9 protein-coding genes and 1 tRNA gene are annotated in these 13,733 nt (G+C 64.4%); 3 read left to right on the top strand and 7 right to left on the bottom strand.

Going from position 1 to position 13,733, the window contains the following annotated elements; translation table 11 throughout:
- Positions 1-78: 78 nt before the first annotated feature.
- The 7 genes from ACSVIE_RS15465 to ilvD form a co-directional block, all read right to left on the bottom strand.
- Complete coding sequence (locus tag ACSVIE_RS15465) at positions 79-834, bottom strand: ABC transporter ATP-binding protein (protein ID WP_426003100.1); 756 nt, start codon at positions 832-834, stop codon at positions 79-81.
- Positions 831-3,641: an FtsX-like permease family protein gene (locus tag ACSVIE_RS15460; RefSeq protein WP_442424421.1), complete on the bottom strand. Its 2,811-nt coding sequence runs from the start codon at positions 3,639-3,641 to the stop codon at positions 831-833. Before ACSVIE_RS15460 ends, ACSVIE_RS15465 begins: the two co-directional genes overlap by 4 nt.
- A 209-nt stretch (positions 3,642-3,850) precedes the next feature.
- Positions 3,851-5,446, bottom strand: coding sequence for a phosphoglycerate dehydrogenase (gene serA / locus ACSVIE_RS15455; RefSeq protein ID WP_426003103.1), 1,596 nt, complete (start codon positions 5,444-5,446; stop codon positions 3,851-3,853).
- Positions 5,447-5,699: 253 nt separating this feature from the next.
- The gene (gene ilvC, locus ACSVIE_RS15450; RefSeq protein ID WP_426003105.1) at positions 5,700-6,725 is read right to left on the bottom strand and encodes a ketol-acid reductoisomerase; all 1,026 of its coding nucleotides are present in this window, start codon (positions 6,723-6,725) and stop codon (positions 5,700-5,702) included.
- A gap of 68 nt (positions 6,726-6,793) precedes the next feature.
- Entirely contained in the window at positions 6,794-7,306 is a 513-nt protein-coding gene (ilvN, locus tag ACSVIE_RS15445; protein ID WP_011775174.1) for an acetolactate synthase small subunit, read from the bottom strand.
- A 3-nt stretch (positions 7,307-7,309) separates the two neighbouring features.
- Positions 7,310-9,214: an acetolactate synthase large subunit gene (locus ACSVIE_RS15440; RefSeq protein WP_442424420.1), complete on the bottom strand. Its 1,905-nt coding sequence runs from the start codon at positions 9,212-9,214 to the stop codon at positions 7,310-7,312.
- A 287-nt stretch (positions 9,215-9,501) separates the two neighbouring features.
- Positions 9,502-11,223 (bottom strand): dihydroxy-acid dehydratase, encoded by a 1,722-nt coding sequence (gene ilvD / locus ACSVIE_RS15435; RefSeq protein WP_442424419.1) that lies wholly within the window; start codon positions 11,221-11,223, stop codon positions 9,502-9,504.
- A 234-nt stretch (positions 11,224-11,457) separates the two neighbouring features.
- On the opposite strand from ilvD, the gene ACSVIE_RS15430 reads away from it, so the two are divergent.
- The 3 genes from ACSVIE_RS15430 to ACSVIE_RS15420 all read left to right on the top strand — a co-directional run bounded on the left by ACSVIE_RS15430 (position 11,458) and on the right by ACSVIE_RS15420 (position 13,733).
- Complete coding sequence (locus ACSVIE_RS15430; protein WP_442424418.1) at positions 11,458-12,336, top strand: sunset domain-containing protein; 879 nt, start codon at positions 11,458-11,460, stop codon at positions 12,334-12,336.
- A gap of 108 nt (positions 12,337-12,444) precedes the next feature.
- Positions 12,445-13,557, top strand: coding sequence for a PQQ-dependent sugar dehydrogenase (locus ACSVIE_RS15425; protein WP_442424455.1), 1,113 nt, complete (start codon positions 12,445-12,447; stop codon positions 13,555-13,557).
- Between the two features lie 104 nt (positions 13,558-13,661).
- Positions 13,662-13,733 (top strand) — tRNA-Lys (locus ACSVIE_RS15420).

The raw sequence follows: 13,733 nt of genomic DNA, 5'->3' as shown, positions 1-13,733 counted from the left end.
ATGGAATGGCCGGACCGGCCGCATATGACGGCCGGTCCGGCTGGTGCCGGCGCACCCGGCGACATATGCCTGCCTGGACTAGTTCAGTTCGGTGAGCGTATCGCTCAAGCGGACCAACTCGTGGTCGTGGGACGCCACCAACACGGCGATGCCGTCGCTGGTGGTGTCCTTCAGGATACCGATGATGCGGTTGGCCGCTGCCCGGTCGAGGCTGGCCGTTGGCTCGTCAACAACCAGGACACGCGTGCCCAGGATGAGGGCACGGGCGATGGCCACGCGCTGGCGCTCACCACCGGACAACTGGGCGGGACGGTGCCGCATGCGACGACCCAGGCCCACCAGGTCCAGGAGGTCCTTGGCCATCTCGGTGCGCTGCTCGACTTCGCCGTCGGGAACCGCCGGGAGCAGCACGTTTTCCAGTGCGCTCATGCCGTCGATGAGGGCCCCGCCCTGATCCACGTAGCCGATCAGCGCCCGGCGGCGGTCGGCAATTTCGTCATCGCCCATGGCCTCCAGGGACTGGCCTTCCCAAAACACCTTGCCCGACGTCGGCAGGGTCAGGCCCGCGCTGACGGTCAGGATACTCGTCTTGCCGGAACCGCTTCGACCGGCGATGCAGTGCATTTCGCCTGCGTGGAGCGTCAGGTTGAAGTCGTCGACGACGTCAACTTCCTCTGCGCCGCCCTTGTCCCCGCCGTAGTGGATGGTGACGCGGCTCAGCTCCAGAGGCGTTGCGTGGTCGGCGGCCTTCACGATCGTGTTGGCCCTGGTCTGCAGCGACTCTTCCGTGGATTCCGGGGTCGCCGCCAGTTCGGGGTTGTGATTGTCCGTCATTTGACTACTTTCGTTGCAATCGGAATCCAGCAGATCACGGCGAGCAGGCCAGCCAGGCCAGCCCACAGCGCCGCATATGGAGCAAGGAGCAGGCCCAGCCCCAGGGCGCCCAGAACGCCCAGGGGAAGGGCCACCGTGCCCACCAGTGCGTTTTCGAAGAACCGGACCTGCCCCAGCATGTCCGGATTCCATCCCATGGCACGCAGCGTGCCAAGGTACTCGCGCTTTGCGTGAAGCTCGAAGCGGCCGGTCACCAGGGTCAGCAGCAGGCCCACCACCACACCGAACACAGCAAGGATCACGCTGGGCAGCGCGATGCTCGCAGCAGCCAGACCGCTGAGGGCACTGGCGCCGGCGGCACGGGGAATATCAATCAGCAGCGCGATGAGCGCACCGACGGCCGCGCCGAAGACACCCACAGCGACGGCCAGTGACACAGAGTTGAAGCGGTTGGTGGTGAGCTGCCTGTTGGCAAAGGTCAACGGCGAATCTACGGTCACCAGACGGTCGTCATGCTGCGGTTCCTGGTCCACCACCACGCGGTGCCGCAACTGCTGGGAGGCAAGCAAGGCTGCACCGCTGTAGATCAGCAGCATGGTCACCGAGACGATCACCGTGGCGAGGTTCCAGCTGAGCAGGCTCAGGATGATGCCTGCAGCCGCGAGGGCAGCAGCGCCCACGGCGAACTCTTCCAGCACCCAGGTCCTGATGCGCTTCTGGGTCCAGCCCATGGCCCGGAGGATCCCGGCCTCGCTCCGCCGTTGGCGGATGTAGCTGACCGTTGACGCGGCAGTGAGGAGCGTGGCACCGAGCAGCGTCAGGAAGAGCAGTGTGATGTTGGTGCCCGTCAGGGAGCCGGAGACGGCATCGGCGGCGTCCTGCCGCACCCACGACTGCTGGACGGTGCCCAGCGCAGATTCCTTGCCGGCGTCGTCCTTGCTGTAACCGGGGACGAAGATGTTGGCGTCTTCACGGGCGGAACCTGCCACGACAGTGGCTTCCAGGCCCATGTCGCGGATCTGGGCAGCGAGCTTCTCGACCTCGGGCTGGGCTTGCTTCCAGTTGCCGGTTGCCGTGGCACGAACCCGCACGGCATCGATGACGTTGGCGTTGGAATCGTATCCGCGGGCTGCCGCCAGACCGTAGTAGTCGGTGATGGCTCCGGCGGACTGGCTGACCAGGCCCGTAGCGCTCAGCGAGGGCTTGAGGCCGGTTTCCGTGACGTCCTTGCTTTCGGCGTCCTTGATGAGGGTCATGGGAGCGGGATCGTAGCCGCCCAAGGGCAGCTTGTTGACGTCGCCCGCAGCTTCCTGCACGGCGGCGGGATCGAACGTGCCGTACACCATGGGCATGGGAGCAGCCGGCTTTTTGCCGGTTTCCAGGTCCTCGCGGTAGGAACGCTCGTCCACCGGCTTGCGCTGGGTCTGGTCCACGGCCGCGCCGAAGGACGATTTCTCCGGGAGGCGGTTGACGGTTACCCATTCTCCAGGGGTGGCCGTCTTGTCGGAGGCACCGTTGGAAGCCTCGTCGCCATCCTGGTACGTGGGGGCCGCGGCAAAGTCGGTGCTCCACGTTGCCGGGTTGTACAGGCCCTGGCTGAAGGAGGCCGTGCTGCCCAGAAGTTCGCTGTGGTCCTTGGAACCGGGCCATTCAAGGTCGAAGGGCGCCTTGGATACGAAGGGCAGGTAATCCTTGTCCAGGGACTTGGTCACGGTGCCGACCTCGTTGACCACCTTGCCTGAGTCGTCGATTTCCTCGATCTTGACCGAGTATTTAAGGTCCAGCGAGGTCCCGGTGCGGACGATCAGCGGGATGGCCTGGGAGTCGTCTGTCAGCAGGCCATCACGCTTGGCCTGCTGGTACTGCGTCATCAGCGGAGCCCAGTACTTCAGTTTCACGCCCAGGAAATCCGGGCCCTCTTCCAACTGCTCCATGCTAAGGCCTGTGGTGAAGAGGCTTTCGAAGTGGCGGCCGATGGCTCCGGCATTGCGGGCGTCGGCCGGAGGGGCCTTCTCCAGCGGTGACAGGAAGTCGCCTGCGGACCCCAGCAGGGCGCGCTCGGCGGCAGGGTCGACGGCGACGACGGACTCGGTCACCTCGGGCGCCAGAGGAAGGGCAACCGAAAGATTGAAGAGGTTGTGCTCCGAGCCCAGTGCGGGGGCCGGGAACTTGATGCCCGTCTCGCCTTCCGGACCAGCGATGCGGACGTTGGAGCCACCGGCAGTCTTCTCCTGGACCAGCCTGCCCTTGCCAAGGCTGCCTTCGGCGCTGGTCTTGAACAGAGTCTGTTCGTTGACGCCGTCAGAGCTGGTGGCCGAGGCGGTCAGGCGGTACTTCTTCGCGGTATCGGACAACACGGACTCGGCAGCAGGCCACTTGCTGGAGTCCAGGGCGGACGGATCGCCCGCCGTGACGGCACCGGCGAGGGCCGCGTTGTAGCCGAGGTAGTCCATGGCGTTGAGCCGGGGCGCTTCAAGGTTTTGTGAGACGCGGGAGACGAGGCTGATGGGCGCCGCCACCGCGGTCTGGCCCATTTCACGGATGGCATCAAGTTGTTCGAAGCTGATGCCGCCCTGGCCATTGGCGATCTCCGGCTGGATGAGGGAACCACCGTCGCCGTCCTTGGATTGGTCCGGCTTGGCCTGGACCAGGATGTCGTACAGACCCCGCGAGTTCTCGTCCACGGTCCTGTTCAGTGCTGCCTGCGACTGGCTCTGGACGAGGACGGACAAGCACATCGCGACGATCAGAATGGCCGCGGTCAGCAGCAGCACACGGCTTCTGATGAACCTTTGGACGGCGTTCATTGGGCTCCCTGTGACCTTGATTGCGGGCGCGCACACGTAGTCCGTGATTCCTCGAAAAACACAAAGGTATCCCGGGCCTGGTGTGCAAAAAGTAGTGGCCGGCCTGCTGCCGGGTCCGAATCCCGGACCCAGCCATTGTAAGCAGACCGGCCACCCTTACGTGTCAGGGGTGTGTCCCCGGCACGTCAACCTGGCGGTAGTAAGCAGGCTTAGTCTTCGAGGTCCACTTCGCGGACCATTTCTGCCCCAATACCGGCCTTAATGGCTTCCAGAACCTGCTGGGGAACGGAGCTGTCGATGGTCAGGAGGGCCAGAACCTGCCCACCTTCGGTCTGGCGCGCCACCTGCATGCCACCGATGTTGATGTTGTTCATGCCAAGGATGTGGCCGATGGTTCCGATGACACCCGGACGGTCGGCGTAGGCCACCACGACGAGGTGCTCGCTGATGGGGATTTCAACGTCGTAGCCGTTGACGCCCACCAGCTTCTCCACCTGCTTGGGACCGGTCAGGGTGCCCGCCACGGAGATCTGGGAGCCATCGCTGAGGGCACCGCGGATGGTCAGGACGTTGCGGTAGTCCTCGGCATCCGGGGTGGTGATCAGGCGGGTGTTGATGCCGCGCTGCTCCGCAATCACCGGAGCGTTGACGTAGGAAACCTGCTCCGTTACGACGTCCGCGAAGACGCCCTTCAGGGCGGCCAGCTCGAGGACCTTGACATCCAGGGCAGCGATTTCGCCGGCGACCTCGACGTCGATCTGGGTCAGGGAGGCGTGGGTCAGTGCGGTGAAGATGCGTCCAAGCTTTTCGATCAGCGGGATGCCTGGACGGATGTCCGGTGCGATCACGCCGCCGGCGACGTTGACTGCATCCGGAACGAGTTCCCCGGCCAGGGCCAGCCGGACGGACTTGGCTACCGATACGCCGGCCTTTTCCTGGGCCTCGTCCGTGGATGCACCCAGGTGCGGGGTGACCACGACGTTGTCCAGCTCGAAGAAGGGCAGGTCCGTGCTGGGCTCCTTGACGAAGACATCGACGCCGGCACCGGCAATCTGGCCTTCCTTGAGGGCAATGTAAAGTGCTTCCTCGTCCACCAGACCGCCACGGGCAACGTTGATCACGTAGGCCGTTTCCTTCATCTTGCGGAAGGCGTCTGCGCCCAGCATGCCGACGGTCTCAGGCGTCTTGGGCATGTGGATGGTGATGAAGTCGGAGTTTTCCAAAAGTTCATCAAGGGTGACGAGCTTGACGCCAAGCTGGGCAGCGCGGGCAGCCGTGATGTAGGGATCGTAGGCCAGGATTTCCGTGTCGAAACCCTGCAGGCGGGCAGCCACGAGCGCGCCGATGCGGCCAAGTCCGATAATGCCGATCTTCTTTTCGAACAGCTCGATGCCGGTGTACTTGGAGCGCTTCCATTCGCCGTTCTTGAGGGCGCTGCTGGCCTGGGGAATGTGGCGCGCAAGACTCAGGATGTGGCCCACCGTGAGTTCGGCCGCGGAGACGATATTGGAGGTGGGCGCGTTGACCACCATGACGCCGGCCTGGGTGGCGGACTTGATGTCCACGTTGTCCAGCCCCACGCCTGCACGGGCGATGACCTTGAGGTTCTTCGCGGCGGCGATGGCTTCGGCATCAACCTGGGTGGCCGAACGGACCAGGATAGCGTCGACGTCGGCAATGGCGGACAGCAACTGGGAGCGGTCGGCGCCGTCGGTCTGGCGGATCTCGAAATCCGGGCCCAATGCCTCGATGGTGGCGGGCGAAAGTTCCTCGGCAAGGAGGACGACGGGTTTGGTGGCTGACACGGGGTGGCACCTTACTTTGGACAACTTGGGAACAGTACTGGACAAGGAGCGGATGCGTGGCCCGGGCACGACGCCGGGACCAGCCCAGAATATCGAATCGGGGCTGTGAATCCGCTGCCGGGGGGTGATGTTACGGCCTGGGCAGGCTGTGTTGTGAAGAAGTTCACAGTCCTCCGCTGGGAGACGGACCACCGTGAAAACAGCAATGCCCGTCCGGCTGTGGAACGCCGGACGGGCATTGCTGGTGAACGGATCAGCGTGCAGCCGAGCCTTCAACGTAGTCCTCGTCCTGCTGCTGCCAGGAGAAGAGGGAACGCAGCTCGCGGCCAACGCCTTCGATCGGGTGCTGCTCTGCCTTGGCGCGCAGTTCCTTGAACTCGACGGCACCGTTGTCCTGGTCGTCGATGAAACGCTTGGCAAACGCACCGGACTGGATGTCGGCCAGGACGGCCTTCATGTTTTCCTTCACCTCGGGGGTGATGACGCGCGGGCCGGAGACGTAGTCGCCGTACTCAGCGGTGTCGGAGACGCTCCAACGCTGCTTGGCGATGCCACCCTCCCACATGAGGTCGACAATGAGCTTGAGCTCGTGGAGCACCTCGAAGTAGGCGATCTGCGGCTGGTAGCCGGCTTCGGTCAGGGTTTCGAAGCCGTACTGGACCAGCTGGGAAACGCCACCGCAGAGGACGGACTGCTCGCCGAACAGGTCGGTTTCGGTCTCTTCGGTGAAGGTGGTCTTGATGACGCCGGCGCGGGTGCCGCCGATGGCCTTCGCGTAGGACTTGGCGAGGTCCCAGGCGGAACCGGAAGCGTCCTGCTCGACGGCGATGATGTCCGGGATGCCACGACCGGCTTCGAATTCGCGGCGCACGGTGTGGCCCGGAGCCTTCGGGGCAACCAGGATCACGTCGACGCCGGCCGGAGCCTCGATGTATCCGAAGCGGATGTTGAAGCCGTGGGCGAAGGCGAGGGCCTTGCCTTCAGTCAGCTTGTCCTTGATGGAGTCGTTGTAGATCGAGCGCTGGTGCTGGTCCGGCGCGAGGATCATGATGACATCGGCCCACTCGGCGGCGTCGGCAACGTTCTTGACGGTAAAGCCGGCATCCTGTGCCTTGGGTGCGGACTTGGAACCGTCCTTGAGCGCAATGACAACCTCGACGCCGGAATCGCGCAGGTTGAGCGCGTGGGCGTGGCCCTGCGAGCCATAGCCGACGATGGCAACCTTGCGACCCTGGATGATCGACAGGTCGGCGTCGTCGTCGTAGAACATTTCAGTCACTTGCGTAACTCCTCTTGAGTGTTTTCTGGATATTGATGTGGTGCTGCGGTTCGGGACACGACGGTCCGCTAGGCGGAGCGAAGCGCCCTGTCACTCATGGAGCGGGATCCCCGTCCAACGGCCAAGGTGCCGGACTGCACAATTTCGCGGATGCCGAAGGGCTCCAGCACTGAAAGCAATGCTGCGAGCTTCTCCGGGGTACCGGTGGCCTCGATCACCAACGAGTCTGTAGAGACGTCGACGACAGCGGCACGGAACAGATCTGCAGCCTGGGTGACCTGCAGACGTGTTGCGGCATCCGCACGTACCTTGACCAGGATGTGGTCGCGTTGTACGGAAGATTCGGAAGTCAGTTCCACAATCTTGATCACGTTGACCAGTTTGTTGAGCTGCTTGGTGACCTGTTCGATGAGGTCGCCGTCGGCATCGACGACAACCGTCATGCGGGACATGCCTGGAACTTCGGTGGGTCCCACTGCCAGGGAGTTGATATTGAAGGCGCGGCGGGCGAAGAGACTGGCAACGCGCGTCAACACACCCGGCTTGTCTTCAACCAGGACGGACAATGTGTGGCGGCTCATGGTTTAGTCCTCTTCTTCCCATTCCGGGGTCATGTTGCGGGCAACCTGGATCTGGTCATTGCTGACGCCGGCGGGGACCATCGGCCACACCATCGAGTTGGGGCTCACCACGAAGTCGACCACCACGGGGCGGTCGTTGATTTCAAGGGCCTTCCGGATGGTGGCGTCGATGTCCTCGTCCCGCTCGCAACGCAGGGCGGCGCAGCCGTAGGCCTCTGCCAGCTTGACGAAGTCCGGGATGCGGATGGTGTCGTGCCCGGTGTTGAGGTCGGTGTTCGAGTATCGGCCCTCATAGAAGAGGGTCTGCCACTGGCGGACCATTCCCAGCGAGGAGTTATTGATGATCGCGACCTTGATCGGGATGTTGTTGATGGCACAGGTTGCCAGTTCCTGGTTGGTCATCTGGAAACAGCCGTCACCGTCAATGGCCCAGACCACGCGGTCGGGTTCACCCACTTTGGCACCCATGGCGGCAGGGACCGAGTAGCCCATGGTGCCCGCTCCCCCGGAGTTCAGCCAGGCGTGCGGACGCTCGTAGTTGATGAACTGGGCAGCCCACATCTGGTGCTGCCCCACGCCCGCGACGTAGACGCCTTCGGGGCCGGTCAGCTCACCAATGCGCTTGATGACCCGCTGCGGGGCGCTCAGGCCATCTTCCGGTTCGGTCCAGCCGAGCGGATAGGTGTCCCGCAGGTTGTTCAGGAACGCCCACCACGTGTCGAGGTCCGGGGTGCCGGTCTGCTCGAACTGTGCCTTCACGGCCTCAGTCAGTTCCGGAATGATTTCCTTGACCGAGCCCACGATCGGCACATCGGCCGTACGGTTCTTCGAGATTTCGGCGGGGTCGATGTCCGCGTGGATGACCTTGGCAAAGGGGGCGAAGGTCTTCAGCACGCCCGTGACCCGGTCATCGAACCTCGCACCGAGGGTGATGAGGAGGTCGGCCTGCTGGAGCGCCGTCACAGCGGATACCGCTCCGTGCATGCCCGGCATGCCCACATGCTGCGGGTGGGAATCGGGGAATGAACCGCGGGCCATCAGCGTGGTGACCACGGGCGCACCGGTGGCTTGGGCCAACTCCATGAGTTCAGCGGAGGCGTGGCCCTTGACGACGCCGCCGCCCACGTACAGGACCGGCTTGCTGGCGGCGGCAATGAGCTTGGCCGCCTCGCGGACCTGCTTGTTGTGGCCGCGGACCACAGGCCGGTAGCCGGGCAGGTCCACCTTGGGGGGCCAGGAGAAGGTCATCTGGCCCACCTGGGCATCCTTGGCAATGTCCACGAGGACGGGGCCCGGACGGCCGGTGGAGGCCAGATGGAAGGCCTCGGCCATGACATGCGGGATGTCGTTGGGGTCCGTCACCAGGAACGAATGCTTGGTGATGGGCATGGTGATGCCCACGATGTCGGCTTCCTGGAAGGCGTCCGTACCAATGACGCCACTGGAGACCTGGCCGGTGATGGCCACCATCGGCACGGAGTCCATGTGGGCATCCATGATGGCGGTAACGAGGTTGGTGGCACCGGGGCCCGAGGTGGCGATGCAAACGCCAACCCGTCCGGTAACCATGGCGTAGCCTTGCGCGGCGTGGCCGGCTCCCTGTTCGTGACGGACCAGGATGTGATTCATCCGGGAGGCCATCAAGGGGTCGTAGGTGGGCAGGATCGCGCCACCGGGCAAACCGAAAATATCGTCCACGCCGAGTTCTTCGAGCGAACGGACAATTGCTTGCGAGCCGGTCATCACCGTTGGGGGTACAACGTTGTTCGGCCCAAGGACAGGAGAGAGAGGTGCAGCAGCGTCGACGACGACGGCCTCGGCCGAACGGTCGAACTTTTCCGGAGCTTTAGTGGCTCCAGCGGACTTTGCAGCCATCAGCGAGGGGCTGATCGGCGATCCTTTGCTCATCGGACTCTTCCTTGTGGATCTTCTGTTGAATGGGTCTTGCAAATAAAAAAACCCCTCAGCCTTGCGGCTCTTCGAGGGGTTTGCGCGTGACAGTTCGTTACCAGTCGGGCTATGCCACGCGCTTGGTAAGGACGACGACGCCGACGGTAACGAATGAGATCATGCGTTCAGTGTTCCCTCTAAGTGAGATACGTGTCAATCGAGCACCATCGTATCCCACTATTTGGACAACGGTGTCCAAGTGCCGGACTCCGCCCCGTGGAGAAGGCGGAGCCCAGGCCAGGTATTCAGCCGCAGTACGCGCCGGTGGAGGCGCTGTGGACGAGCTTGGCGTACTTCGCCAGGACACCCTTGGTGAACTTCGCCGGCAAGGGTTCCCAGCCGGCCCTGCGGGCTTCGAGCTCCGCGGCATCGACGAGCAGGTCGAAGGAACGGGCCGCGATATCCACCCGGATCCGGTCGCCGTCCCGCACGAAGGCGATCGGACCGCCGTCGACGGCTTCCGGCGCAACGTGCCCGATGCACAAACCGGTGGTGCCGCCGGAGAAGCGGCCGTCCGTGAGCAGCAGGACATCCTTGCCCAAACCAGCCCCCTTGATGGCACCGGTAATTGCAAGCATTTCACGCATGCCGGGACCACCCTTGGGGCCTTCATAGCGGATCACCACGACGTCGCCCTTGTGGATTTCGCCATGGTCCAAGGCATTCAGGGCACCCTGTTCCCGCTCGAAGACACGCGCGGTGCCCTCGAAAATGTCGGCGTCGAAGCCGGCGGTCTTCACGACGGCCCCTTCAGGAGCCATGGAGCCGTGGAGGATGGTGATGCCACCGGTCTTGTGGATGGGGTTGTCCAGGGCGCGCAGGATCTTCCCGTCCAGGTCCGGCGGATTGATGGAGGCGAGGTTCTCCGCGAGCGTCTTGCCCGTGACGGTGAGGCAGTCGCCGTGCAGCAGACCGGCGTCGAGCAGTGCCTTCATGATGACCGGCACGCCACCGATCCTGTCCACGTCAGTCATGACATAGCGCCCAAAAGGCTTGAGGTCGCCCAGGTGCGGGATCTTGTCGCCGATCCTGTTGAAGTCATCCAACGACAGCTCCACCTGGGCCTCGCGGGCGATCGCCAGCAGGTGCAGGACCGCATTGGTGGAACCGCCGAACGCCATGGTGACGGCGATGGCGTTTTCAAAGGCCTTCTTGGTCATGATGTCGCGCGCGGTGATTCCCAGGCGCAGCAGGTTGACGACAGCCTCGCCCGACTTGCGGGCAAATTCATCACGACGGCGGTCTGCCGAAGGAGGCGCCGCGGACCCCGGCAGCGACATGCCCAGCGCCTCTCCGATGCAGGCCATGGTGTTCGCCGTGTACATGCCGCCGCACGCACCTTCGCCCGGGCAAATGGCTTTCTCAATCCGATCCAGGTCTTCGCGGCTCATTTTCCCCGCTGCGCAGGCCCCCACGGCTTCGAAGGCATCGATCAGGGTGACTTCCTTCTCCGAACCGTCCTCAAGCTTGACCCAGCCGGGCATGATCGACCCGGCATAAAGGAAGACGCTGGCAAGGTCCAGCCGCGCGGCCGCCATGAGCATCCCTGGCAGGGATTTGTCACACCCTGCCAGGAGAACCGAGCCGTCAATACGCTCCGCCTGCATGACGGTTTCCACCGAGTCGGCGATGACCTCGCGGGAAACCAGCGAGAAGTGCATGCCCTCGTGGCCCATGGAGATGCCGTCCGATACGGAGATCGTCCCGAACTGCATCGGGAACCCGCCGCCTGCATGGACGCCTTCCTTGGCGCCCTGGGCGAGTCGGTTGAGGGAAAGGTTGCAGGGCGTGATCTCGTTCCAGGAGCTCGCCACACCAATTTGGGGCTTGGCGAAGTCGTCGTCACCCATTCCGACGGCACGGAACATGCCGCGGGCGGGCGCGGCATGGATACCGTCCGTGACTGCCCGGCTCCGGGGCTTGATGTCCGGCTTGGTGGCTGTGGGAGTAGGGGTGGCGTCACTCATGAGCCAAAGTCTATGTGTCCGGCCCTCCCCCGGCGACGGGAAACCCGGATTAAGTGGGAAACGTGCGAATATTTCAGGCGCTGCCGGAGCGGCCCCTGGATGCGCCGCGAACTGAAGGAATCCCGGCGCACAGCCATCCCGCCTCTCCGGCGGCGGGATGCTGGACAGCCCAATTCCGGCGACGTAACGTCGGGAGCACCACTAACTGCACCCTGTGAGCAGAAGGGCTACACCATGGATTGGTTGATCTGGGTCATCGTCATTGTTGTCGTGGTAGCCGTCGTCTGGTGGCTGATGAGCCGCAACACCGGCAAAAACCAGGTACCGGCGTCCTCGGGAGAAGCCCCCGCGGGCGCACCGGGCCGGCCCGGTGCCACTTCGCCGGCCGCTACGGAACCGGCCAATACGCGTTCCGTCCCCGAGACAGCTGCCGCAGCCGCAGGCGTGGCAGGACTGGCAGGCGTTACCAACCTGGGCAAGGCAGCTTCGGAGGGCAGCGGCCCCGTCGATGAAGAACCCACCGGAGTACATCCACCTGCTGATTCGCCGGCCATCCAGGAGCCAGTGCTCGACAAGCCTGAAGTGGCCGAACCTGCGTTGGACGGGCCCGTGGTGGATACGGCCGCTGTCGATTCACCGGCCGCCGACCCAGCTTCCCCCGCCGGGGCCGCCACGGGCGGCGACGTGGATGACTGGGAGGACTCCCCTGCAGACGCGTCCGCAAACACCTCTGCCGACCGGGCGGAGTGGGAATCGTCGTGGACTGACGCCCAGGGAACCCCCGTCCACCACCACGAATACACCGATCCACACGCCCCTACCCTTCCGGGCGCAGAAACGGCCGCCGCAGAAGAAGAAGGTACGGTGGCGCCCGACACCGCCGCAGCATCAGGGCATCTCGCCGCGGACCACCCCTATGGTGTCGGTTCGGCCGCGCCGGCCCAGGACGGTTCAGGCCCGGAGGGATACCGCGTCAAGGCAGAAGCCGCTTCCATGACCTACTACGACGAAGATTCAACCGGGTACGCAGAGGCCGGAGCTGATGTGTGGTTCGAATCGCCGGCCCATGCCGAGGCTGCCGGCTTCCGGCCACCGCGCCGCACCCGTTATTGAGGAGACTGCGGCAAGGGAACCGGAGGGACCAGCGTGACCGGCGTCAAACATCACCGCGGCAGGGCTAAAGCTCTGCGTGCACGGTCCGCCGGTGCACTGGCGGCGGGGATGCTGCTGATCGCCGGATGCACAGGCACCCCCTCCCAGCCGGGCACCGCCGCGACCCCGGGCTCCGGAGCCACGCCCGGATCCGGGTCGCCCGGCGCAACCGCCCCGACGGCGGGCAGGACCTCAGCACCGCCAGCCGCTGCCACACCGCCCGCCTTGGTGGTGGAGCAAAAGCTCGACGCCGGCCTGCAGCTGCCATGGTCCGTCGTCTTCCTGCCGGACGCCACGGCGGTAGTCTCCGAGCGCGACTCGGCGCTGGTCAAGAGCATCCGGGACGGCCGCACCACCACGGTCGGCGAGGTTCCCGGCGTCGACCCTGGCGGCGAAGGGGGCCTGCTGGGACTGGCCCTGTCCCCTACCTTTGCCAGCGACCGCTGGCTCTACGCGTATTTCACGGCTGCGAGCGATAACCGGATAGCCCGGATGAAACTGACAGAAGATGCCTCCGGGAACCTGGCACTGGGCACTCCCGACGTCATTTTCTCCGGCATGTCCAAAGCTTCCACCCATAACGGCGGACGGATCCGGTTCGGTCCCGATGGTTATCTGTACGTGGGAACGGGCGACTCACAGCGCCGGGAACAACCCCAGGACACGAACGCCCTGGGCGGCAAGATCCTCCGGCTGACCGCGGAAGGAAAGGCCGCTCCGGGCAACCCGTTCGGCGACAACCCCGTCTACAGCTACGGGCACCGGAACGTGCAAGGCCTGGCCTGGGACAGTGAGGGCCGCCTCTGGGCCAGTGAATTCGGTCCTGACGTTGATGACGAGCTCAACCTCATCATTCCCGGCGGCAATTATGGCTGGCCTGCTGTTACCGGCGCCCCGGGCCGCAGCGGCTTCCTGGACGCCAAGGTCGTCTGGCCGTCCACCTCGGAAGCATCGCCCAGCGGACTGGAAATCGTGGACGGAGTCGCCTACACCGGCGCCCTGCGTGGTCAACGCCTCTGGGCTGTGCCGCTTGATGGGGAGACAGCCGGCGCCCCGGTGGCTTGGTTCACGGGTGAGTACGGCCGGCTCAGGGACGTCGCTGCCTCGCCGGGGGGTGCTCTGTGGGTGCTGAGCAACAACAGAAATCCCGATTCTGCGCTGGTATTGCGGCCGTCCCGCTAACGCCTTCCAGCCGATTTCACACATCCGGCGTTCTCGTGTAGAGTTACTTGTCGTTGCGGAGATCGCTGAGGCAGAAACTGCCCGGGGATTACCAATCAACAGCTGCACCTCTAGCTCAACTGGCAGAGCAATTGACTCTTAATCAATGGGTTCCGGGTTCGAGTCCCGGGGGGTGC

Source organism: Paenarthrobacter sp. NCHU4564 (assembly GCF_052156435.1).
In the GTDB taxonomy this organism is placed as follows: Bacteria; Actinomycetota; Actinomycetes; order Actinomycetales; family Micrococcaceae; genus Arthrobacter.
Note: the sequence above shows the minus strand (reverse complement) of the source record. Positions and strands in the feature narration are given on the sequence as shown.

Bases quoted from the DNA above. Each gene is read 5' to 3' on its own strand.
- ACSVIE_RS15465 (WP_426003100.1), bottom strand. From the start codon at position 834: ATGACGGACAATCACAACCCCGAACTGGCGGCGACCCCGGAATCCACG.
- ACSVIE_RS15460 (WP_442424421.1), bottom strand. From the start codon at position 3,641: ATGAACGCCGTCCAAAGGTTCATCAGAAGCCGTGTGCTGCTGCTGACC.
- ilvN (WP_011775174.1), bottom strand. From the start codon at position 7,306: ATGAGCCGCCACACATTGTCCGTCCTGGTTGAAGACAAGCCGGGTGTG.
- ACSVIE_RS15440 (WP_442424420.1), bottom strand. From the start codon at position 9,214: ATGAGCAAAGGATCGCCGATCAGCCCCTCGCTGATGGCTGCAAAGTCC.
- ilvD (WP_442424419.1), bottom strand. From the start codon at position 11,223: ATGAGTGACGCCACCCCTACTCCCACAGCCACCAAGCCGGACATCAAG.
- ACSVIE_RS15430 (WP_442424418.1), top strand. From the start codon at position 11,458: ATGGATTGGTTGATCTGGGTCATCGTCATTGTTGTCGTGGTAGCCGTC.
- ACSVIE_RS15425 (WP_442424455.1), top strand. From the start codon at position 12,445: ATGCTGCTGATCGCCGGATGCACAGGCACCCCCTCCCAGCCGGGCACC.